This window comes from Rossellomorea sp. KS-H15a (genome assembly GCF_024195245.1).
GTDB lineage: Bacteria > Bacillota > Bacilli > Bacillales > Bacillaceae_B > Rossellomorea > Rossellomorea vietnamensis.
Genome location: NZ_CP096886.1, coordinates 3,320,678 through 3,342,264, shown reverse-complemented (window position 1 = coordinate 3,342,264; position 21,587 = coordinate 3,320,678). Strand labels below are relative to the sequence as shown.

Annotated in this window: 18 protein-coding genes; 17 read left to right on the top strand and 1 reads right to left on the bottom strand. The window is 44.3% G+C overall.

Features of this window, described 5'->3' with window-relative positions; all coding sequences use genetic code 11:
* Positions 1–345 precede the first annotated feature (345 nt).
* The 9 genes from M1J35_RS17105 to M1J35_RS17070 all read left to right on the top strand — a co-directional run bounded on the left by M1J35_RS17105 (position 346) and on the right by M1J35_RS17070 (position 10,392).
* Positions 346–978 carry a hypothetical protein gene (locus M1J35_RS17105; RefSeq protein ID WP_034758036.1) on the top strand — a complete coding sequence of 211 codons (633 nt, stop codon included), beginning with the start codon at positions 346–348 and terminating at the stop codon, positions 976–978.
* Between the two features lie 21 nt (positions 979–999).
* A complete protein-coding gene (gene dxs, locus M1J35_RS17100; RefSeq protein WP_254651807.1) occupies positions 1,000–2,892 on the top strand; it encodes a 1-deoxy-D-xylulose-5-phosphate synthase in 1,893 nt (630 codons plus the stop codon).
* 2 nt (positions 2,893–2,894) lie between these two features.
* Positions 2,895–3,731 carry a TlyA family RNA methyltransferase gene (locus M1J35_RS17095; RefSeq protein WP_224521057.1) on the top strand — a complete coding sequence of 279 codons (837 nt, stop codon included), beginning with the start codon at positions 2,895–2,897 and terminating at the stop codon, positions 3,729–3,731.
* 564 nt (positions 3,732–4,295) lie between these two features.
* Positions 4,296–4,745: a transcriptional regulator AhrC/ArgR gene (gene ahrC / locus M1J35_RS17090; protein WP_034760580.1), complete on the top strand. Its 450-nt coding sequence runs from the start codon at positions 4,296–4,298 to the stop codon at positions 4,743–4,745.
* A gap of 110 nt (positions 4,746–4,855) precedes the next feature.
* On the top strand, positions 4,856–6,565 hold the full coding sequence (recN, locus tag M1J35_RS17085; protein WP_254651806.1) for a DNA repair protein RecN: 1,710 nt from the start codon (positions 4,856–4,858) through the stop codon (positions 6,563–6,565).
* A gap of 126 nt (positions 6,566–6,691) precedes the next feature.
* Entirely contained in the window at positions 6,692–7,981 is a 1,290-nt protein-coding gene (gene spoIVB, locus M1J35_RS17080; protein ID WP_034758047.1) for a SpoIVB peptidase, read from the top strand.
* 303 nt (positions 7,982–8,284) lie between these two features.
* Positions 8,285–9,064 carry a sporulation transcription factor Spo0A gene (gene spo0A, locus M1J35_RS17075; protein WP_034758050.1) on the top strand — a complete coding sequence of 260 codons (780 nt, stop codon included), beginning with the start codon at positions 8,285–8,287 and terminating at the stop codon, positions 9,062–9,064.
* A 271-nt stretch (positions 9,065–9,335) separates the two neighbouring features.
* Entirely contained in the window at positions 9,336–9,461 is a 126-nt protein-coding gene (locus M1J35_RS22730; RefSeq protein ID WP_256503906.1) for a hypothetical protein, read from the top strand.
* A gap of 196 nt (positions 9,462–9,657) precedes the next feature.
* Positions 9,658–10,392, top strand: a complete 735-nt coding sequence (locus M1J35_RS17070) for a glycerophosphodiester phosphodiesterase (protein ID WP_254651805.1) — start codon at positions 9,658–9,660, stop codon at positions 10,390–10,392.
* Positions 10,393–10,405: 13 nt separating this feature from the next.
* Here the strand turns inward: M1J35_RS17070 and M1J35_RS17065 are convergent, their stop codons facing one another.
* On the bottom strand, positions 10,406–10,645 hold the full coding sequence (locus tag M1J35_RS17065; protein ID WP_034758056.1) for a DUF2627 domain-containing protein: 240 nt from the start codon (positions 10,643–10,645) through the stop codon (positions 10,406–10,408).
* Positions 10,646–10,770: 125 nt separating this feature from the next.
* On the opposite strand from M1J35_RS17065, the gene M1J35_RS17060 reads away from it, so the two are divergent.
* The 8 genes from M1J35_RS17060 to M1J35_RS17025 all read left to right on the top strand — a co-directional run bounded on the left by M1J35_RS17060 (position 10,771) and on the right by M1J35_RS17025 (position 21,150).
* Positions 10,771–12,837: a sigma 54-interacting transcriptional regulator gene (locus tag M1J35_RS17060; protein WP_254651804.1), complete on the top strand. Its 2,067-nt coding sequence runs from the start codon at positions 10,771–10,773 to the stop codon at positions 12,835–12,837.
* Positions 12,838–12,972: 135 nt separating this feature from the next.
* Positions 12,973–13,881: a phosphate butyryltransferase gene (gene yqiS, locus M1J35_RS17055; protein WP_254651803.1), complete on the top strand. Its 909-nt coding sequence runs from the start codon at positions 12,973–12,975 to the stop codon at positions 13,879–13,881.
* 41 nt (positions 13,882–13,922) lie between these two features.
* Positions 13,923–15,020, top strand: a complete 1,098-nt coding sequence (bcd, locus tag M1J35_RS17050; protein WP_034758065.1) for a branched-chain amino acid dehydrogenase — start codon at positions 13,923–13,925, stop codon at positions 15,018–15,020.
* Between the two features lie 136 nt (positions 15,021–15,156).
* Positions 15,157–16,278, top strand: a complete 1,122-nt coding sequence (gene buk, locus M1J35_RS17045; protein WP_371928683.1) for a butyrate kinase — start codon at positions 15,157–15,159, stop codon at positions 16,276–16,278.
* A gap of 20 nt (positions 16,279–16,298) precedes the next feature.
* Positions 16,299–17,723: a dihydrolipoyl dehydrogenase gene (gene lpdA / locus M1J35_RS17040; protein WP_224519548.1), complete on the top strand. Its 1,425-nt coding sequence runs from the start codon at positions 16,299–16,301 to the stop codon at positions 17,721–17,723.
* A gap of 71 nt (positions 17,724–17,794) precedes the next feature.
* Entirely contained in the window at positions 17,795–18,793 is a 999-nt protein-coding gene (locus M1J35_RS17035; protein WP_034758074.1) for a thiamine pyrophosphate-dependent dehydrogenase E1 component subunit alpha, read from the top strand.
* A gap of 14 nt (positions 18,794–18,807) precedes the next feature.
* Complete coding sequence (locus tag M1J35_RS17030; RefSeq protein ID WP_098353637.1) at positions 18,808–19,791, top strand: alpha-ketoacid dehydrogenase subunit beta; 984 nt, start codon at positions 18,808–18,810, stop codon at positions 19,789–19,791.
* Positions 19,792–19,836: 45 nt separating this feature from the next.
* Positions 19,837–21,150 (top strand): dihydrolipoamide acetyltransferase family protein, encoded by a 1,314-nt coding sequence (locus M1J35_RS17025; protein WP_034758081.1) that lies wholly within the window; start codon positions 19,837–19,839, stop codon positions 21,148–21,150.
* The last annotated feature ends 437 nt before the right edge of the window (positions 21,151–21,587 follow it).

Sequence of the window (21,587 nt, the reverse complement as noted above, 5' to 3'; positions counted from 1 at the left end):
TACAGGGTACACATCAGTTGGCCATTGATATGTGCTTTTTCGCCCATATGAAATCCTCTTTGCAAAAGAGGCTAAGGATTGTGTTAAGGACTGTTGAGGAAAACTCCTAGACTGTTCATATTCGGACATATAAAGAGGATTATAGTGCGGACTAAGTGGTAATCCAGTCTAGCTTGTGGTGACGCGGCTAAGTCGGGTTTAATGGGAAACCGCCGGTATGGCAACATCCGGTACCTGATTGGGAAAACCTACTGGACCTAAGCTGCAATTTTTACTCTTTATATGACCCCCCAATTACATATAACCAAACTATTTACACAGTAGAAACGGTGTGTTTAAACGATAATGAATGAAACAATGAAAAACTCAATAAAATGGAGTGTCAGCATTGCCGTTATCACATTTGTGTTAGCGGCTATTTTTTCAGTTACTTCCAATATGGTTTTAAATGGGGTCGCATGGTTTACAGGGCTCGTAGTCGTGTTGATCATCGTCTTCATCGGGATTTTTTTTGATATGCTGGGAATCGCTTCAACTGCAGCTGATGAAACCCCTTTTCACGCCATGGCGGCCAAAAAGGTATACGGAGCGAAATATTCAATCAAAATTGTACGGAACGCAGATCGATTCGCAAGCTTCTGTAACGATGTGATCGGTGATATTTCAGGGATCATAAGCGGGACCGCATCAGCCATTGTATTGGTACAACTGGCGGTTTCCTTTCACCTCAAGGGAGGGTCCTTGAAGGAGTATATCGTAAGCGTAACCCTGACAAGTATCATCGCTTCCTTGACAGTCGGAGGCAAAGCGCTTGGAAAAACGTTTGCTATCACCTATTCTAAGGATATAATATTTAGAGTTGGTAAAGTTCTACAATTTCTTGAAGACCGATTTCATATCGTCCTGATCAAAGATAAAAAAGACAAAAAAGATAAAAACAAGAAAAAAGGTTTTAAACGTGAGAAACAAAATATTTAGTGATGAAAGTGAGTGGACCCCATGGATCTATTATCAATAAAGGAGCCTTCTTTTCTAAAGAGCATGTCGAATGAACAATTAGAAGAGCTCAGCCAAGAGATTCGCCAATTCCTGATCAAGAATCTTTCCAAAACCGGCGGTCATATTGGTCCAAACTTAGGGGTGGTCGAATTAACCGTTGCCCTTCATAAGCATTTCTCTAGTCCAAAAGATAAAATCCTTTGGGATGTTGGTCATCAATCGTATGTCCATAAGATATTAACCGGCAGGGCCTGTCAGTTTGACACCCTCCGTCAATATAAGGGGTTATGCGGTTTCCCGAAACGGAATGAAAGTGAGCATGATGTATGGGAAACCGGTCATAGTTCCACTTCATTATCGGCAGCCATGGGTATGGCGATCGCGAGGGACGTCAAGAAAGAAGATTCATATATTATCCCTGTGATCGGTGATGGTGCCTTGACTGGTGGAATGGCACTTGAAGCACTTAATCATATCGGTCATGAAAAGAAGGACATGATCGTTGTACTAAATGACAATGAAATGTCCATCGCTCCGAATGTAGGGGCCCTTCACAGTGTACTTGGCCGTTTGCGTACAGCTGGCAAATACAACTGGGTGAAGGATGAAATGGAATATATCCTTAAGCGTATCCCTGCTGTCGGCGGCAAATTAGCCAGTACAGCAGAACGGGTGAAGGACAGCTTGAAGTATTTATTCGTTTCCGGAATGTTCTTTGAGGAGCTTGGTTTTACATACCTTGGACCGATCGATGGACATGATTATAATGATCTTGCTGAAAATATTCAATATGCGAAGAAAACGAAAGGACCCGTCCTTTTACACGTGATCACGAAAAAAGGAAAAGGGTTTCATCCTGCAGAGTCGGACAAAGAAGGAACGTGGCACGGTACCGGACCTTACAAGATCGATACCGGGGATCTGATCAAGCCCGTGAATGCACCTCCTTCTTGGAGTGGCCTTGTGAGTGAAACGGTCCGAAGGATTGCCCGTGAGGATGAACGGATTGTGGCCATTACCCCGGCAATGCCGGTCGGCTCCAAACTTCTCGGATTTGCGGAGGAATTCCCTGATCGGATGTTCGACGTGGGGATTGCCGAGCAGCATGCCACAACGGTAGCTGCAGGTCTTGCCACGCAGGATATGAAGCCGTTCTTAGCCATATATTCTACCTTCCTGCAACGGGCGTACGATCAGGTGGTTCACGATATTTGCCGCCAAAACTTAAACGTCTTTATCGGGATCGACCGTGCCGGGTTGGTCGGAGCCGACGGGGAAACCCATCAAGGGGTATTCGATATCGCCTTTTTAAGACATTTACCGAATATGGTGATCATGATGCCGAAAGATGAGAATGAAGGTCAGCACCTTGTCAATACGGCACTTCAATATAATGACGGTCCAATCGCTCTGCGTTATCCACGTGGAAACGGGTATGGAGTACCGATGGACGGGGAACTTACAACGATCCCGATTGGAACGTGGGAAATATTGAAACAGGGAACCGATGCAGCGATCCTGACTTTCGGAACGACGATCCCGATGGCCATGGAAGCGGCAGAAGACCTGGAAAAACAAGGACTTTCGGTCCGGGTTGTAAACGCACGTTTCATCAAACCGATGGATGAGATCATGCTGAAAAGGATCCTGGAAGAAGAGATGCCTGTGCTGACGATCGAAGAAGCGGTTCTTCAAGGCGGTTTCGGAAGTGGTGTTCTTGAATTCGCACAGGAACAGGGCTTCCATGACGCCGTGATCGACAGGATCGGTATTCCTGATTACTTCATCGAGCATGGCAGTGTGAAGGAATTATTGAATGAAATCGGTATGACAAAAGAAAACATAGTGGATCGCATTTTAACGATCACACCAAAAAAACAAAAAAGGGCTTAATGATGAAAGTAAAAAAACAACGAGTAGATGTACTTCTGGTAGAACGTGGATTGATTGATACAAGAGAAAAAGCGAAGCGGGCTGTCATGGCGGGTCTTGTTTATTCCAATGAAATGAGATTGGATAAGCCCGGGGAAAAAGTAAGTGAAGATATCCCCCTTACAATGAAAGGGAAAGTGATTCCTTATGTGAGCCGTGGCGGTTTGAAGCTTGAGAAGGCTCTACAGGTCTTCGATGTGGATGTGGACGGTAAAGTGATGATCGATATCGGTGCTTCCACTGGCGGCTTCACGGATTGCGCCCTCCAGAATGGCGCAAAAATGTCCTATGCTCTTGATGTAGGATACAACCAATTAGCCTGGAAGCTAAGACAGGATGAACGGGTCGTGGTGATGGAACGGACGAACTTCCGATACGTGACCCCGGCGGATCTTCAAGGGGAGATGCCAAGCTTTGCTTCCATCGATGTCTCCTTCATTTCCCTTTCATTGATATTGCCTGTCCTGAAAACCCTATTGATACCTGGAGGGGATTGTGTCGCTTTAATCAAGCCGCAATTCGAAGCGGGTAAGGATCAGGTCGGGAAAAAAGGAATCGTAAGGGATCCTGCCGTACACAAAATGGTCATCGAAAAAATCATGACATTAGCTAGCAAAGAAGGCTATCATATAGCAGGTCTTTCTTATTCCCCCATTACAGGCGGAGATGGGAATATAGAATTCCTCATTCATCTGAGATGGCCGGGGCAGGAGGGTGAAGGGGAGTCCCTCCTTACCACCACACCGGATGACGTGATCGATGAAGCGCATAGTCAATTTAAGGCAAAAACACAGCAGTAATGACAGGGTCACTCTTCTTAGGAGAGTGGCTTTTTTTATGGGAAATGCCTTTAACGTTGATTGATAAATGCGCTGGAAGGAAAGTCGATAATATAATGGACAATGTCGATAATATATTATGTAAAGTCGGTAATATATCTTCAAAAGTTGATAATATATCTCCAAAAGTCGAAAATATCCATTAATCGGTTGCTCCCTTATGCTTGTCGCCTCCGCTTTTCTTTTGTCCAGCTCCGGCGGCTAGTCCTTCGAGGTCATAAGTCAAGTAACCCAAAAAGGCAAAGAGCGCCTTTCCGGGTTACTCGCCATATGCTTGTCGGGCCTGACCAAGCCGCCTCCGCTTTTCTATTGTCCAGCTTCGGCGGCTAGAGGCTCGAGTCACAAGCCAAACATCCCAAAAAGGCAAAGAACGCCTTTGTGGGATGTTCGTCTTATGCTTGTCGCCTCTAAACGAGCCGCCTCCGCTTTTCTTTTTTATTGTACTTCCCAACGAAATAGGCTAACATAAGCGTAGAGGTATATTTATACAGGCTTTAATCAAATGTAAGAGGTGTATGTTCTATGATGAACAAAGGGCAAAGACATATTAAAATCAGGGAAATCATTACGAATAGAGATGTGGAGACGCAGGATGAGCTGGTGGAAGGCCTGAAGAATGCAGGGTTTAATGTGACGCAGGCAACCGTATCCAGGGACATCAAGGAGCTCCATCTTGTGAAGGTTCCGCTGATGGATGGCAGATACAAATACAGCTTGCCGGCAGATCAGCGCTTTAATCCACTTCAGAAGTTAAAGCGTACACTGACGGATGCGTTCGTGAAAGTGGATCAGGCAGGGCATATGCTGGTGATGAAAACGTTACCCGGAAATGCTAATGCCATCGGGGCATTAATCGATAATCTGGACTGGGAAGAGATTCTCGGGACCATTTGCGGGGATGATACCTGTTTGATTATTTGCCGGACGGAAGAAGAAACGAAAGTCGTTTCAGAACGATTTTTAGATATGCTGTAAACGATCAATATCACGGGGCTTATGGTCAGCCCTTTATACAAAATCCAATAGGAAGCTTTTCTTTTTCAAAATTTTGAGGGGAAAGTTCCTTTTTATTTGAGGTGAATGTTTTGCTACAAGAACTATCAATCAAAAATTTCGCCATTATCGATTCCCTTTCCCTTTCGTTTGAAGAAGGATTGACTGTATTATCAGGTGAAACGGGTGCGGGTAAGTCGATCATCATCGATGCCATTCATTTACTTGTTGGCGGCAGAGGCTCCTCTGAGTATGTACGGCATGGGGAGAAGAAGGCGGAAATTGAAGGGTTATTTATTCTTGATAATGAAACACATCCCTGCTTTCAGAAAGCGGCAGACTTCGGGATCGAGATCGAGGAAGGTATGATCGTCCTCAGAAGGGATATCTCGAGCACGGGGAAAAGTGTTTGCAGAATTAATGGGAAGCTGGTGACGATCGCCATCATGAGGGAAGTCGGGGCATCCCTTATTGACATCCACGGGCAGCACGAACATCAGGAACTCATGAATGAAAGCCTTCATCTTTCCTTATTGGACCAATTCGGAGGGAAGGATATTGCATCCGGTTTATCCAGTTATGGACAAGTATACAAAGAGTATCTATCCATCTATAAGCAGCTGAACAGATTGAATGATAATGAACAGGAGATGGCTCATCGCTTGGATCTGATTCAATTTCAGCTGAAAGAGATCCAAGATGCGAATCTTCAGCTTAAAGAAGATGAAGAGTTGCAGGAAGAGAAGCGGAAACTGATGAACTTTGAAAAGCTATTCGAAGCGCTTCAAACCTCGTATGACAGCATACAAGGTGAAAGAAAGGGGATGGACTGGGCAGGACTCGCCATGAGCCATCTTGAAACCGCTGCAGAAGTCGATTCTCAGTATGCAAAGACGCTTGAATCCGTATCGAATGCGTATTATATCCTTGAAGATGCTGCCCATCAAGTCAGGGGTGGATTGGATATGCTTGAATTCGAGCCGAATCGACTGGACCTGATTGAGGCAAGATTGAATGAAATCAATGGTCTTAAGAGAAAATATGGATCATCGGTAGAAGAGATTCTTGCCTATAGTTCTAAGATCGAAGAAGAAATCGAAACGATTATGAATAAGGATTCCCATGTTGAACAATTACAAAGTAAATTACATTCACTTGAAAAAGATCTATCCCTGGAGGCGAAAAACCTATCCGATACTAGAAAAATGTGGGCGAAGAAATTGACCGCCAGTATCCACGAACAGTTAAAGCAGCTGTATATGGATAAGACGAAATTCGAAGTCAGGTTTGTGAAAAGCGGGGAAAACGAATCCTTTTCGTTTCATGATTTTAAGAAGGATGGTTGGGATACGGTTGAGTTTTATATTTCCACCAATCCAGGAGAGCCGTTGAAGCCGTTATCGAAGGTGGCTTCAGGTGGGGAACTGTCACGGATCATGCTTGCCCTTAAAACCATTTTTTCAAAGCATCAAGGGATTACATCGATCATTTTTGATGAGGTTGATACAGGTGTGAGCGGCAGGGTCGCCCAGGCCATTGCTGAAAAGATCTACCAGGTTGCCGTCCATTCACAAGTGATGTGCATCTCTCACTTGCCTCAGGTGGCAGCCATGGCCGATTGTCACTTGTTCATTTCGAAAAAAATGTCAGGAGGCAGGACGAGCACCATGGTGAAGCGTCTTCAGGAAAAAGATAAGATCAGGGAAATTTCACGTATGATTTCAGGAGTGGAAATAACCGATCTGACGCTTGAGCATGCAAAGGAATTACTGCAACTGGCCGGTTCCATTAAAGAGACATGAAAAGCTATCCAATTCGGGTAGCTTTTTTTTCATGATTACCAGTTATAAATGTGGCTTTTAAAGGCAAAATTAAAACTGTAGCCAATAGTAAGTGTTTGTGGATTAGAAGCGAGGAGAGTGAATATATTGAGTTTAGATTGGTTAAGGAAATGTATAGGTGGAATTCTCCTTGTTTCGCTTTGTCTTATTGGTTTTTACAAACCGGTTCAACAATTTGTCAATACTCCGAACTCTGTAAGGATGATGGAAGGGGATCAAGTTGCTCTCCCTAAGGCTGCATCCGTCACGACCATGGGTTCGTCGCATAATGAGCATGTTCAATTGGAAGAAGGGAAAGGCCAGCTTTCCATCCAGGGAAGCTCTGTAGGTAAGGACGAAGTGGTCTTCGAGCTTGCCGGCCTGCCCATCAAAAAGGTCGATGTAGAAGTACTGAAAGATTTCAAAGTGATTCCCGGTGGACAATCCATCGGTGTGAAATTAAATACTGTCGGGGTGTTAGTAGTTGGGCATCATCTGGTGGAAACCGATGGTGGGAAGATGTCACCCGGCGAAAAAGCCGGGATTCAGGTAGGGGACATGATTACTGAAATTAATGGAACGAAGATTGAAGAACTTGCCGATGTTGCTCCTTTTGTACAGAAGGCAGGAGAAGAAGCGGAATCTCTAGACGTCGTCATCAAGCGGGATCAAAAGACCGTGAAGACACAATTGCTTCCTTTGAAGGAAAAAGGGGACAAAAACTATAAATTAGGCCTGTATATCCGTGATTCGGCGGCAGGGATCGGGACGATGACATTTTATGATCCAAAGTCGAAGAAATACGGAGCACTCGGCCATGTGATTTCAGATATGGATACGAAGAAACCGATCGTTGTTGAAAACGGGGAAATCGTGAATTCTGAAGTCACTTCGATTCAAAAAGGGACGGATGGAAAACCAGGAGAGAAACTGGCCCGCTTTTCGTCTGACCGGAACGTCATCGGTAATATTAAGCGTAACAGTCCATTTGGGATTTTTGGTGAATTGAATCAGTCCATTGAAAACGACTTGATGGATAAGCCGATGCCAATCGCACTGTCTCATCAAGTGAAAGAAGGACCGGCACAAATTTTGACCGTTGTGGATGGGAAAGAAGTTGAAATGTACGATATTGAAATCGTCAGTACCATCCCTCAAAAGTATCCCGCAACAAAAGGGATGGTCTTGAAAGTGACGGATCCCGAGTTGCTCAAGAAAACAGGTGGAATCGTACAGGGGATGAGCGGAAGTCCCATTATTCAAAATGGGAAGGTCATCGGGGCTGTCACCCATGTGTTTGTCAATGACCCAACCAGTGGATATGGGGTCCACATTGAATGGATGCTGAGTGAAGCAGGAATCGATATTTATAAAAAAGATCATAACCGGGCAAGCTGAAAGTGGAAAACCCTTACGAAAGTACCGAAACCAGGTACTCATAAGGGTTCTTTTTTTTGTAGTGCTTTTTACATCCGTTTGCCAAAGAGAGTTGATCCTTGATAAAATAAAGAATATTCGACAAAACGAATCGTGAATATCGAATAGGGTCGAAATATAAAGAAATCGTTAGAAAATCGAAGAAAATATAATAATTTTCAAGTTTTTTTCAAAAATAAAAGGAATTTAGGTTGCATTGTCGAAAAAGTAATTTAGAATAAAATTACAGAGATGAATTAATTAGGATTGAGGAGGAAACCTGTAGTGAAATCGATTAAAGTATGTGTTGTGGATGATAACCGTGAGCTGACGTCTTTATTGGAGGACTACATTGCTTCGCAAAATGATATGGAAGTAGTAGGGATTGCCCATAATGGTCAAGATTGTTTAGATTTATTGGAGGAAGTCGATCCGGATGTCCTGGTCCTGGATATCATCATGCCTCACCTGGACGGGCTGGCGGTGCTTGAACGACTTCGTGAAAAGAAGGGAATTCCAAACGTCATCATGCTTACGGCCTTCGGTCAGGAAGATGTGACGAAGAAAGCTGTCGACCTTGGAGCTTCTTATTTTATTTTAAAGCCATTCGATATGGAAAACCTAGTGAGTCATATCAGACAAGTCAGCGGTAAATCAAACTCAATCATCAAAAAACCTTCCTCATCCAGAATGAATACAGAACAAAAACCAAGGAACTTGGATGCAAGCATCACCAGCATCATCCACGAAATAGGCGTGCCGGCACATATTAAAGGATACTTATATTTACGTGAAGCCATCTCTATGGTGTATAACGATATCGAGTTACTCGGGTCCATCACAAAGGTCCTTTACCCGGATATTGCTAAGAAATACAATACGACCGCATCACGTGTGGAACGGGCGATCCGTCATGCCATCGAAGTGGCTTGGAGCAGAGGGAATATTGATTCCATTTCTTCTTTGTTCGGATACACCGTCAGCATGTCTAAGGCAAAACCAACGAACAGTGAATTCATTGCCATGGTAGCGGACAAACTGCGCCTGGAGCATATGGCTTCTTGAAAGAGTAAGGAATAATACAAGCATCATCCAAATTTTCATATGACTATCCCTCTGATTATTCGGGTCAGGGGGTTTTGTTTGCTCATTTTCTTCTGCTTGTCCTCCCAAAGCCTCATCAAACCCTATTACAATCGCCTCTTTTATTCAAAAATGGTGGTTCGCCCTTACAGCCTGTCCCCTGCATCATAAGATAAAGTGTAGTGCAAAAACAAAATAGGGGGAGGTGAAATTATGGGATACTACCGTGATAATAACGATGTAGGAGGATCCTATGACCGTTGCAGAAACAATGATGTTGCAGGGGCTTCCGACAACAACTTCCGAGTTCCTGTCAAAGCTTATATCAGAGGAGAAGATTTCTGCAGAGCTGTTCGCCGTTGCAGGGAAAACGATGTAGCAGGAGAAATGGACAATCGCCGCCGCTGCTGCCGCTGCCGCTGGTTCTAATTAAATGCCGCCATAAAACGCGAAAAACCCTGAGTCCCTCAGGGTTTTTTTGATGATAGGCGTTAAAGGGTACATTCTTTGAGGAAGGTGCAAATAAGTATATAATGGAGTCAATCTACATATAGAAAAACAAAGGAAGTGAACTCATGACGCTGATTTTTGCTCATCGTGGATCTGCGGGTACCCACCCGGAAAATACTATGGAAGCTTTCTATGAAGCGGAGCGAGTGAGGGCGGACGGAATTGAATTGGATGTTCAGCTGACAAAAGACGGAGAAATGGTCGTCATACATGATGAAACCGTCGACCGGACGACCAATGGAAAAGGGTTCGTCAAAGATTATACGTTAAAAGAAATTCAAAAGCTCCAGGCGAATTTCAAATTCAAAAGTAAACTATTCAAGAAAAATCGCGTTCCGTCATTGAGGGATGTCTTTCAGTGGCTAAAGGGAAATGACCTTCTTTGTAATATCGAGTTAAAAAACAGTATCATGGATTATCAAGGTCTGGAAGAGAAGGTGATCGGACTGATCAAGGAGTTTGGATACGAGGACCGGATTATCATCTCTTCTTTTAATCATTATTCGATTGTGGCCTGTTACCGTTTAGAGCCCGCTGTTGAAATCGCGCCCCTTTACTCATCACGCTTATTCATGCCCTGGATTTATGCCCAGTCAATAAGGGCGAAAGCGATACACCCCAACTTGAAAGCGATAAGGGATGAGATGATCATAGAAGCGATGAACAACGGTATTGGTGTCAGACCTTACACGGTGAATAAGGTGGATCAAATGGAAAGATTACTGAATCTGGGCTGTACTGCATTTGTAACGGATTATCCTGAAAAAGCATGGAATCTGAGGGAAAATAAGAAAGGCTAGCGCATACATAGCGCTAGCCTTTCTTGTTGAATCGGGACTGAACCTTATTGCGTTTTCGGTCACGATGCAGGACGAAACCTGCAATGAAGCCCAGACCGCAGACAAAAAAGACTAACCCGATCATGAATTGAAGCCAAAGATAAGGGATCGGAGGCTGCAGGATCCCGAATAACATATCTCTCATCAACTTAATCCCGAGAGCTGCGAATGCTCCGGGGACCAACATGATTATCAGTGCAATAAGACGGACCATGAGATGCATAACTCCTTTTCGTTTCCTTACTAAAATTCTAACTCCAAGCAGAGAATTGTCAAGTTTCGAAAAGTAGTGTAACATTATGGATGTGAAAAAAATTGCAGGTGTCGGGGTGAAGAAAGTTGCAAGAGGTTCTAATTGTCGGCGGTGGTAAGGGTGGAACAGCCATCCTGCAGATCCTCCACGAGGTTTCCGTCATGAAAGTGATCGCTGTTGTAGATGTAAATGAAAACGCTTCAGGCATTAAGCTCTCAAAGGAACTTGGCATCCCTGTCGGTACAGATTGGCGACCATTCCTCAGTGACTCCGTAGACATCGTCATCGAGGTGACGGGTGAACAGGAAGTGTTTGAACAAATTAGGGATCACCGTGGAAAGAATACGGTTCTCATCCCTGGGAGTGTGGCTTTCCTTATATCAAAGCTCCTCGAAGAAAAAGAGGATCTTATCCATCAATTGACGAGCGAGTCCTTTAAAAGGGACCTTATCTTTAATTCAACTGATGATGGCATGGTCGGAATCGATGATCAAGGCATTGTCATGCTGTTTAATAAAAGTGCAGAGAGAATGATCGGAAAACACCAGGAAGAAGTGATGGGCCTTCATATTTCTGAAGTGATACCTGAGAGCAGGCTGACCAGAACCATTGAAACAAGACGGACAGAAATCAATCAGGAAGTCATCCTTGGGAACGGATTGAAGATCATCTCCAACCGGATTCCGATGATCACGGAGCAGGATGAAATCATCGGTGCCTTTTCAGTATTTAAAGATATCACAGAAGTAGTGAATCTGGCAGAGGAAATCACCAACCTCAAAGAGATCCAGACGATGCTTGAAGCCATTATCCATTCCAGTGATGATGCGATTTCAGTTGTCGATGAAGAGGGTAAGGGAATTATGATCAACCCTGCTTACACGAGGATCACGGGACTTTCCCGGGAGGAAGTGATCGGTAAGCCTGCGACGGCGGATATCTCTGAAGGGGAGAGTATCCATTTGAAAGTGCTGCAAACACGGAGAGCGATCCGTGGCACGAGGATGCGGGTAGGACCCAACCGTAAAGAAGTCATCGTGAATGTTGCCCCCATCATTGTAAACAATAAGCTTAAGGGGAGTGTCGGCGTCATTCATGACATGTCGGAAATACAATCTCTCACCCAGGAGTTGGACCGGGCGAGGAGGATCATCCGAACCCTTGAAGCGAAGTATATGTTCGAGGATATCATTGGTGACTCAGAGGAAATGATGATCGCCATAGAGCAAGCGAAACTAGGCGCGAAAACACCTGCTACCGTCCTGCTCCGCGGAGAATCGGGGACCGGGAAGGAATTATTTGCCCATGCCATACATAATGCGAGTGACCGTAAATTCAATAAATTCCTCAGGGTCAACTGTGCAGCATTATCGGAGAACCTGTTGGAAAGCGAATTATTCGGATATGAAGAAGGCGCCTTTTCCGGGGCAAAGCGTGGCGGGAAACGCGGATTGTTTGAAGAGGCGAATAATGGAAGTATCTTCCTTGACGAAATTGGGGAACTGAGTGCCAATACACAAGCGAAATTATTGAGGGTCCTGCAGGAAAATGAAATTGTGAGGGTCGGAGGGACGAAATCGATTCAAATCAATGTCAGGGTCATTGCCGCTACGAACGTAAATCTTGAAAAGGGAATAGCCGATGGATCCTTCAGGGAAGATTTGTATTATCGCCTCAACCGGATGCCGATTCAAATTCCTCCGTTAAGGCAGCGTAAATCCGATATACCACTCATTACGGAAACCCTGATTACAAAGATCAATCAGGATTACGGAAGGAACGTCGAGGGAGTGACGGCTTTGGCCATGGATAAGCTTATGAATTATCATTGGCCCGGGAATGTAAGGGAGCTTGAAAATGTGTTGGGAAGAGCCATCATCTTCATGAACTACAATGAAGTCCAAATTGATGGAAAGCATTTACCTCAATTAGAAAATACGGCCAAGCCCATGGTCAACCTAGCAGAACTTCCGTTTCAAGTCGATGAAGATCTTGCAACCCAGGTTGAAAAGTATGAAAAAAATATAATTCAAAACGTTTTAGAGCAGAATAATGGTAATAAGACGGCTACTGCTAAAGCACTGAATGTATCGGTGAGAAACTTATATTACAAAATTGAAAAATATAACATTGAAATAAATAGCATGAAGTAATTTGCATAGTGTGAAGAAAATTGCATATGTAGTCCCGGCTTTATAAAGCGTTTTCAGGATTTAAAAGTTGGCACGCTTCTTGCATGTAGTTAATTGGGAACACAATAACAGAAAAAAGGGGTTGAAACGACATACATGAATCTACAATCTTTAGTGGAAAAAGCAACCCGAATTGAACACTCCACTGTAGCAGTCGCTGCAGCAGAAGATAAAGAAGTCCTTTCGGCTGTCTCCATGGCGGTTGAAAAAAAGATGGCTGATTTTTTACTTTTCGGGGATAAAGAAGAAATCATCTCCATACTGGAAGAGGTTGCCCCACAGCTGATATCTCACAGCAGTATTAAAATCAAGCATGCCTTCTCGCCTCAAAAAGCAGCTGAGCTTGCGGTCAAGGCGGTAAAGGAAAATGAGGCAGGTACCCTTATGAAGGGGAATGTCCCTACTGCTGTCATCTTGAAGGCAGTACTGAATAAAGAATGGGGACTTCGTACAGGTAATGTCCTGTCGCATGTTGCAGCATTTGAGGTGGCTGGTTTCGATCGGCTTACGTTCATTACGGATGCAGCAATGAATATCTCTCCAGATTTGCAACAAAAAGCGCAAATCATCGAAAATGCCGTCGGGGTTGCCCGGTCAATCGGTGTGGATATGCCGAAAGTAGCGCCAATTGCTGCCGTGGAAGTGGTGAATCCGTCGATGCCGGCTACAGTCGATGCCGCTTCTCTTACCATGATGAATCAACGGGGGCAGATTCGGGATTGTACAGTCGATGGTCCGTTAGCCCTCGATAATGCTGTTTCCCATCATGCAGCCGAACATAAAGGAATCGAAAGTGCGGTTGCGGGGCAAGCGGATATTCTGCTCGTACCCTCGATTGAAACAGGGAATGCCCTATACAAATCCTTGATCTACTTTGCCAGGGCAAAAGTAGGGGCAGTGATAGCCGGAGCTAAAGCACCAATCGTATTAACATCCAGAGCAGACAGTGCCGAAAGTAAATTATATTCATTGGCTCTGGCTATATGCTCTGCTTCTAATAAATAATCATCAATTCTAAAAATATAAACCTACAGGGGGAAATAATAATGAAAATTTTCAGCTATATGGAACAATACGACTATGAACAATTGGTATTCTGTCAAGATGAAGCTTCAGGATTAAAAGCAATCATCGCCATTCATGATACAACACTAGGACCTGCCCTTGGCGGTACCCGTATGTGGACATATGAATCAGAAGAAGCGGCAATTGAAGATGCACTGCGCCTTGCAAAAGGGATGACCTATAAGAATGCAGCTGCGGGTCTGAATCTTGGTGGAGGGAAGACGGTTATCATCGGTGACCCCCGTAAAGATAAGAACGAAGAAATGTTCCGTGCCTTCGGTCGTTATATCCAAGGTTTAAATGGACGCTATATCACTGCGGAAGATGTTGGTACGACGGTTGCCGATATGGACTTGATCCACGAAGAAACAGATTATGTAACAGGGATTTCACCAGCTTTCGGTTCTTCAGGTAACCCATCTCCTGTGACGGCTTATGGAGTATACCGCGGAATCAAGGCAGCAGCAAAAGAAGCTTTCGGTACAGATTCACTGGAAGGGAAAACAATCGCCGTCCAAGGAGTCGGTAATGTAGCGTACAACATGTGCCGCCACCTTCACGAAGAAGGAGCAAATCTGATCGTGACTGATATCAACAAAGAAGCCGTTCAACGTGCTGTTGATGAGTTTGGTGCGAAAGCAGTGGACATCAATGATATCTACGGAGTGGATTGTGACATTTTTGCACCATGTGCACTGGGTGCGATCATCAATGATGAAACGATTCCACAGCTTAAGGCAAAAGTCATTGCGGGAGCTGCAAATAACCAGTTGAAAGAAACACGTCACGGTGATGCTATCCATGAAATGGGTATCGTTTATGCACCTGATTATGTCATCAACGCAGGTGGAGTTATCAACGTAGCAGATGAATTATACGGCTACAACAGTGAAAGAGCCATGAAGAAAGTGGAGCAGGTATACAACAATGTAGAACGCGTCATTGAAATCGCGAAGCGTGATAACGTTCCAACGTACGTTGCTGCTGACCGTATGGCAGAGGAGCGCATCGAAAAAATGCACCGTTCAAGAAGTCAGTTCCTGCAGAATGGACACCACATTCTTAGCAGACGTGGATAAATAGAAGAAAAAACGCTTTACTTTGTGAAAAAGTGAAGCGTTTCTTCCCGCTTTAGGGGGAACATCGGACAGAGTAAGGGGTTATCTATCATAGGGGGAAATTCTTTCATGCAAACATTACAATACAGCTGCCCAAATGGAGGTAACAACAGTGCAGGAAAATAAACATCGAATACTTGTCATTAATCCTGGATCGACATCCACCAAAATTGGTGTCTTTGACGATGATCGCTCCATATTTGAAAAGACAATCCGTCATGATTCTGAAAAGATCAATGAATTTGCGACGATTATCGATCAATATGAATTCAGGAAGAACACCATCCTTCAGACATTGGATGAAGAAGGGATCAATATTTCAAAGCTGAGCGCCGTATGCGGTCGCGGGGGACTTCTGAGACCGATAGAAGGTGGCACCTATTTAGTGAATGATGACATGCTGAAGGATCTGAAAGAAGGTTTCTCTGGTCAGCATGCGTCTAACCTTGGGGGGATCCTGGCATTTGAAATCGCCTCAGGACTAAATATTCCATCTTATATCGTCGATCCCGTTGTCGTGGACGAGCTGCAGCCCCTTGCCCGCGTTTCAGGGTTCTCACTCATTGAAAGAAAAAGTATTTTCCATGCGTTGAACCAGAAAGCGGTCGCAAGACGAGTGGCGAAACAAATCGGGAAGAAATATGAAGACCTTAATCTGATCATCACTCATATGGGTGGAGGTATCACTGTAGGTGCACACCGAAATGGGAAAGTCGTGGATGTGAATAATGGTCTCCACGGAGACGGACCATTCAGCCCTGAAAGAGCAGGAACCGTTCCGGCAGGCGATCTGGTTGACCTTTGCTTCTCAGGAGACTATTACCGTGATGAAATCATGAAGAAACTTGTCGGTCAGGGAGGCCTGGTCGGTTATCTTGATACAAATGATGCCGTAAAGGTAGAAAAAATGATAGAAAATGGCGACAAAAAAGCCAAAGCCGTCTATGATGCCATGGCGTATCAAATTGCGAAAGAGATCGGATCAGCAAGCGCGGTCCTGAATGGGAAAGTCGATGCCATCGTATTGACAGGAGGACTTGCGTACGGCAAGGATTTTGTCAAAGCGATAAGTGAACGAATCAACTGGATAGCGGATGTCGTTATTCAACCAGGAGAAAATGAACTGCAAGCTCTTGCTGAAGGGGCTTTAAGGGTCTTACGGAATGAAGAAGACTATAAAGTATACCCGGGAAATGTAAAAAAAGAAGCAAGAGTATAAGAGAGAAGGGGGACTTAAGATTGGCAGAAGAATATGATTTAGTCATTCTCGGTGGAGGTACAGGTGGTTATGTTGCTGCCATCCGTGCTTCTCAACTTGGGTTAAAAACAGCAATCGTTGAAAAAGGAAAGCTTGGAGGGACATGCCTTCACAAGGGATGTATTCCAAGTAAAGCCCTTCTTCGCAGTGCTGAAGTATATGCGACAGCGAAACACAGTGAAAATTTCGGTGTGAAAATCAATGGAGTGGAACTTGACTTTCCTAAGGTCCAGGAAAGAAAAGAAGGAATCGTCGAACAACTGCATAAAGGTGTACAACATCTGATGAAACAGGGTAAAATCGATGTTTTCGAAGGTCTCGGCCGGATTCTCGGACCTTCCATTTTCTCTCCCATGCCAGGGACCATTTCCGTGGAAATGAATAACGGCGAAGATAACGCGATGCTGATTCCGAAAAATGTGATTGTGGCAACGGGCTCAAGGCCACGTTCACTGCCTGGACTTGAAATTGATGGTGATTATGTTTTATCTTCTGATGAAGCGCTTTCACTTGAAACACTTCCGAAATCGATCATCATCGTTGGTGGCGGTGTCATCGGTATCGAATGGGCTTCCATGCTTTCCGATTTTGATGTCGATGTAACCGTTGTGGAATACGCTGATAAGATCGTACCGACGGAAGATCATGAAATCTCAAAAGAAATGCAGCGCCTCATGAAGAAAAAAGGCGTTAAAATTGTGACAAGTGCAAAAGTGCTTCCTGAATCCTTAAAAAAAGGGGACGGAGAAGTGACAATAAACGCGGAGCATAAAGGGGAAGAAAAATCCTTTACAGCAGAGAAGATCCTTGTATCTGTAGGCAGACAAGCAAACGTTGAAGGCATTGGCTTAGAGAACACAGATATTAAGGTGGAAAAGGGCTTTATTGAGGTGAATGATTTCTTCCAAACGAAAGAATCCCATATTTATGCGATAGGGGACGTCATCGGTGGACTTCAATTGGCACATGTTGCCTCTCATGAAGGAATAACGGCGGTGGAACATATGGCGAATGAGAACCCTCATCCGATTGACTATTCCCTGATTTCAAAATGCATCTACAGTAATCCTGAAATTGCTAGCGTAGGGATCACAGAGCAGGAAGCGAAAGAAAAGGGATACAATCTGAAGGTCGGTAAATTCAGCTTCAGAGCGATCGGAAAAGCGCTTGTATACGGGGAATCGGATGGTTTTGTGAAGATCATTGCAGACAAAGATTCCGAGGACATCCTTGGCGTGCATATGATTGGTCCTCATGTAACCGACATGATTTCAGAAGCGGGACTTGCTAAAGTATTGGATGCAACACCGTGGGAAATCGCGCACACCATCCACCCTCACCCTTCCCTGTCGGAAGCAATCGGTGAAGCCGCGCTTGCCGTAGATGGAAAGGCAATTCACTCATAATAAGAAAAATCAGGAAAGGTAGAGATCTTCTCTACCTTCCCAATCATTAGATTGTGTAGGAGGTAAATAAAATGGCTGAGAATCGTCATGAAGCGTTAGGACTTTCCAATGAGAAAGTATTAGAAATGTATGAAACTATGCTGCTTGCCAGAAAAATCGATGAGCGCATGTGGTTACTGAACCGTTCTGGTAAAATCCCATTTGTTATTTCATGTCAGGGTCAGGAAGCGGCTCAAGTTGGTGCTGCATTTGCCCTGGACCGTGAAAAGGATTATGTACTGCCGTATTACCGTGACATGGGTGTTGTATTGACATTCGGAATGACGGCCCAGGAATTGATGCTATCAGGTTTTGCAAAAGCAGAAGATCCAAACTCAGGCGGTCGTCAAATGCCTGGTCACTTTGGACAGAAGAAAAATAATATCGTAACGGGTTCATCTCCTGTAACGACTCAAGTGCCACATGCCGTTGGTATCGCTCTTGCAGGCAAAATGGAGAAGAAAGATGTTGTGACGTTTGTAACGTTCGGAGAAGGGTCTTCCAACCAGGGAGATTTCCATGAAGGGGCAAACTTTGCAGGTGTACATAAACTTCCTGTTATTTTCATGTGTGAAAACAATAAATATGCGATCTCGGTTCCGATTGAAAAGCAATTGGCCTGTGAGAAAGTATCAGACCGCGCCATCGGGTACGGAATGCCTGGAATCACAGTCGATGGAAATGATCCCATCGAAGTATATAAAGCTGTGAAGGAAGCTGCTGATCGTGGACGTCGCGGAGAAGGACCAACGCTTGTCGAGACAGTTTCTTATCGTTTGACTCCCCACTCTTCTGATGATGATGACAGAAGTTACCGCTCACCGGATGAAGTGGCAAAAGCGAAAACGAACGATCCGATCATCACATTTGGTGCTTATCTGAAAGAAACAGGCGTCATGAATGATGACATTGAGAAAGAAATCAATGATCGTATTATGAAGCTTGTAAACGAGGCAACGGATTATGCAGAAAACGCTCCATATGCTGAAGCAGAATCAGCTATGAAGTACGTTTACGCAGAAGAGAAGTAAGGGGGAATTCAATCATGCCAGTAATTTCATACATTGATGCCGTAACCATGGCAATAAGAGAAGAAATGGAACGTGATGAGAAAGTTTTCGTTCTTGGTGAAGACGTAGGGAAAAAAGGTGGAGTATTTAAAGCGACTCACGGCCTGTATGACCAATTTGGTGAGGACCGTGTCATTGATACGCCACTTGCGGAATCAGCCATTGCAGGGGTTGGGATCGGAGCTGCAATGTATGGTATGAGACCGATCGCAGAAATGCAGTTTGCTGATTTTATCATGCCTGCCGTAAACCAGATCATCTCTGAAGCGGCTCGCATCCGCTACCGTTCAAATAATGATTGGAGCTGTCCGATGGTCATTCGTGCACCATACGGCGGTGGAGTGCACGGAGCGCTTTATCACTCGCAATCCGTTGAAGCCGTCTTTGCCAATCAACCGGGATTGAAAATCGTGATGCCTTCCACTCCATATGATGTGAAAGGCTTATTGAAAGCGGCCATCCGTGACGAAGATCCGGTATTATTCTTTGAACATAAACGAGCTTATCGTCTGATCAAGGGTGAAGTGCCTGAGGATGATTACACGCTACCGATCGGAAAAGCCGACGTGAAGCGTGAAGGAGAAGACATCACAGTCATCACTTACGGCTTATGTGTTCACTTTGCCCTTCAAGCGGCTGAAAAACTTGCCCAGGACGGAATTGAAGCACATATCCTGGATTTGCGTACCATTTATCCATTAGATAAAGAAGCAATCATTGAAGCAGCGTCTAAAACAGGTAAAGTACTTCTAGTGACAGAAGACAATAAAGAAGGAAGCATCATGGGTGAAGTTTCTGCGATCATCGCTGAAAATTGCTTGTTCGAGCTTGATGCCCCGGTAAAACGCCTTGCAGGTCCAGACGTTCCTGCTATGCCGTATGCACCGACAATGGAAAAATACTTTATGATCAATCCGGATAAAGTAGAAAAAGCAATGCGAGAACTTGCAGAATTTTAATCTCATCCAGACCAATTAAACCAAAGCAGTAGGGAGGGTTCCTCATTGGGTATTGAAAATATGAAAATGCCTCAGCTAGGGGAAAGTGTTACAGAAGGTACAATAAGTAAATGGTTGGTGTCACCCGGTGATACCGTAAATAAATATGATCCAATTGCAGAAGTTCAAACAGATAAAGTGAATGCAGAAGTGCCATCTTCCTTCACGGGTACCATTAAAGAATTAATTGCCGAAGAAGGGGACACCCTTGAAGTCGGGGAAATCATTTGCTCCATCGAGATCGAAGGTGGAGGCACAGCCCCTGCTGAAGAAGCTCCGAAAGAAGAGCCAAAAGAGGAAGCGAAGGGATCGGCTCCTGCTAAGCCTAAGGCTCCAACGAGAGATAGCGGAAATAAAGCCAGGTATTCTCCAGCCGTACTAAAGCTTTCCCAAGAGCACGATATTGATTTGAATCAAGTAGAAGGGACCGGAAACGGCGGCCGGATCACCCGTAAAGATTTAAAGAAAATCATCGAATCAGGCTCAATTCCGAAAGCGGGAGATGCACCTGCACCTAAGAATGAAGCTCAGGCTCCACAACAAGCGCCGGTAAAAGAATCCGCACCAGTACAACCGGCTAAACAACAAGCACCTGCAGCAAATGTCCCTGTCGTCCCTGGTGATATCGAGATCCCGGTTTCCGGCATACGGAAAGCGATTGCCTCCAACATGGTCCGCAGTAAGCATGAAGCGCCTCATGCCTGGACGATGATGGAAGTGGATGTAACCAACCTGGTTGACTACAGAAATTCACTTAAGACAGAATTCAAACAACGTGAAGGATTCAATCTGACATTCTTCGCATTTTTCGTGAAAGCTGTCGCACAGGCTCTTAAAGAGTACCCACAAATCAATTCCATGTGGGCTGGAGACAAGATCGTTCAGAAGAAGGATATCAATCTTTCCATTGCAGTAGCTACGGATGATGCACTTTATGTTCCTGTGATTAAGAATGCTGACGAAAAAACAATCAAAGGGATCGCAAGAGAAATCACCGAGCTTGCCGGAAAAGTCCGCAGCGGTAAATTGACCTCCCAGGATATGCAGGGCGGAACATTTACGGTGAATAATACAGGGTCATTTGGCTCGGTACAATCGATGGGTATCATCAATTATCCACAGGCAGCGATCCTTCAAGTAGAATCAATCGTGAAACGTCCTGTCGTCATGAATAATGGAATGATTGCCGTTCGCGATATGGTGAATCTCTGTATGTCACTTGATCACCGCGTACTTGACGGTTTGGTATGTGGAAGATTCCTTCAGCGGGTGAAAGAAATCTTAGAAAACACTTCGAAAGAAAATACATCTGTATATTAATACTGATAAGGACTGACCATGGGTGGTTGGTCCTTATTTTTTTGTGCAGTTAGATAGAATGACTTATTAAAAAAGGTTCGCTCTAGTAAAATTCCGGGAAAAACAACCGGAATATTACTGGAAGAATATTTTAATGGACCGTCATAGGTCACTATCTGGGTCATAATTCTGATTCCTCATCCCGGGAATTCTCCCTATGAAACTTCTCGCTCATTTTTTCTTTCCTTCACTTATTAAAAGAGGCATAACCTCCACTTTCATCCTACTAAATCTGAAGATTATCCTGGAATATTCTTGAAGTTATATTATAAGAGGGACTTTATCCTTATGAAAAAATCGGGATTCGTGACTTTTCAATCAATTACTGAATTTTCAGATTTATTTCGACAGCAACTTACAACATTTTACATACATACTTGGTTATCTTTGGTTTAACA

Bases quoted from the DNA above. Each gene is read 5' to 3' on its own strand.
- M1J35_RS17105 (WP_034758036.1), top strand. From the start codon at position 346: ATGAATGAAACAATGAAAAACTCAATAAAATGGAGTGTCAGCATTGCC.
- dxs (WP_254651807.1), top strand. From the start codon at position 1,000: ATGGATCTATTATCAATAAAGGAGCCTTCTTTTCTAAAGAGCATGTCG.
- M1J35_RS17095 (WP_224521057.1), top strand. From the start codon at position 2,895: ATGAAAGTAAAAAAACAACGAGTAGATGTACTTCTGGTAGAACGTGGA.
- ahrC (WP_034760580.1), top strand. From the start codon at position 4,296: ATGAACAAAGGGCAAAGACATATTAAAATCAGGGAAATCATTACGAAT.
- M1J35_RS22730 (WP_256503906.1), top strand. From the start codon at position 9,336: ATGACCGTTGCAGAAACAATGATGTTGCAGGGGCTTCCGACAACAACT.
- M1J35_RS17070 (WP_254651805.1), top strand. From the start codon at position 9,658: ATGACGCTGATTTTTGCTCATCGTGGATCTGCGGGTACCCACCCGGAA.
- M1J35_RS17065 (WP_034758056.1), bottom strand. From the start codon at position 10,645: ATGGTCCGTCTTATTGCACTGATAATCATGTTGGTCCCCGGAGCATTC.
- yqiS (WP_254651803.1), top strand. From the start codon at position 12,973: ATGAATCTACAATCTTTAGTGGAAAAAGCAACCCGAATTGAACACTCC.
- bcd (WP_034758065.1), top strand. From the start codon at position 13,923: ATGAAAATTTTCAGCTATATGGAACAATACGACTATGAACAATTGGTA.
- buk (WP_371928683.1), top strand. From the start codon at position 15,157: ATGGAGGTAACAACAGTGCAGGAAAATAAACATCGAATACTTGTCATT.
- M1J35_RS17035 (WP_034758074.1), top strand. From the start codon at position 17,795: ATGGCTGAGAATCGTCATGAAGCGTTAGGACTTTCCAATGAGAAAGTA.
- M1J35_RS17030 (WP_098353637.1), top strand. From the start codon at position 18,808: ATGCCAGTAATTTCATACATTGATGCCGTAACCATGGCAATAAGAGAA.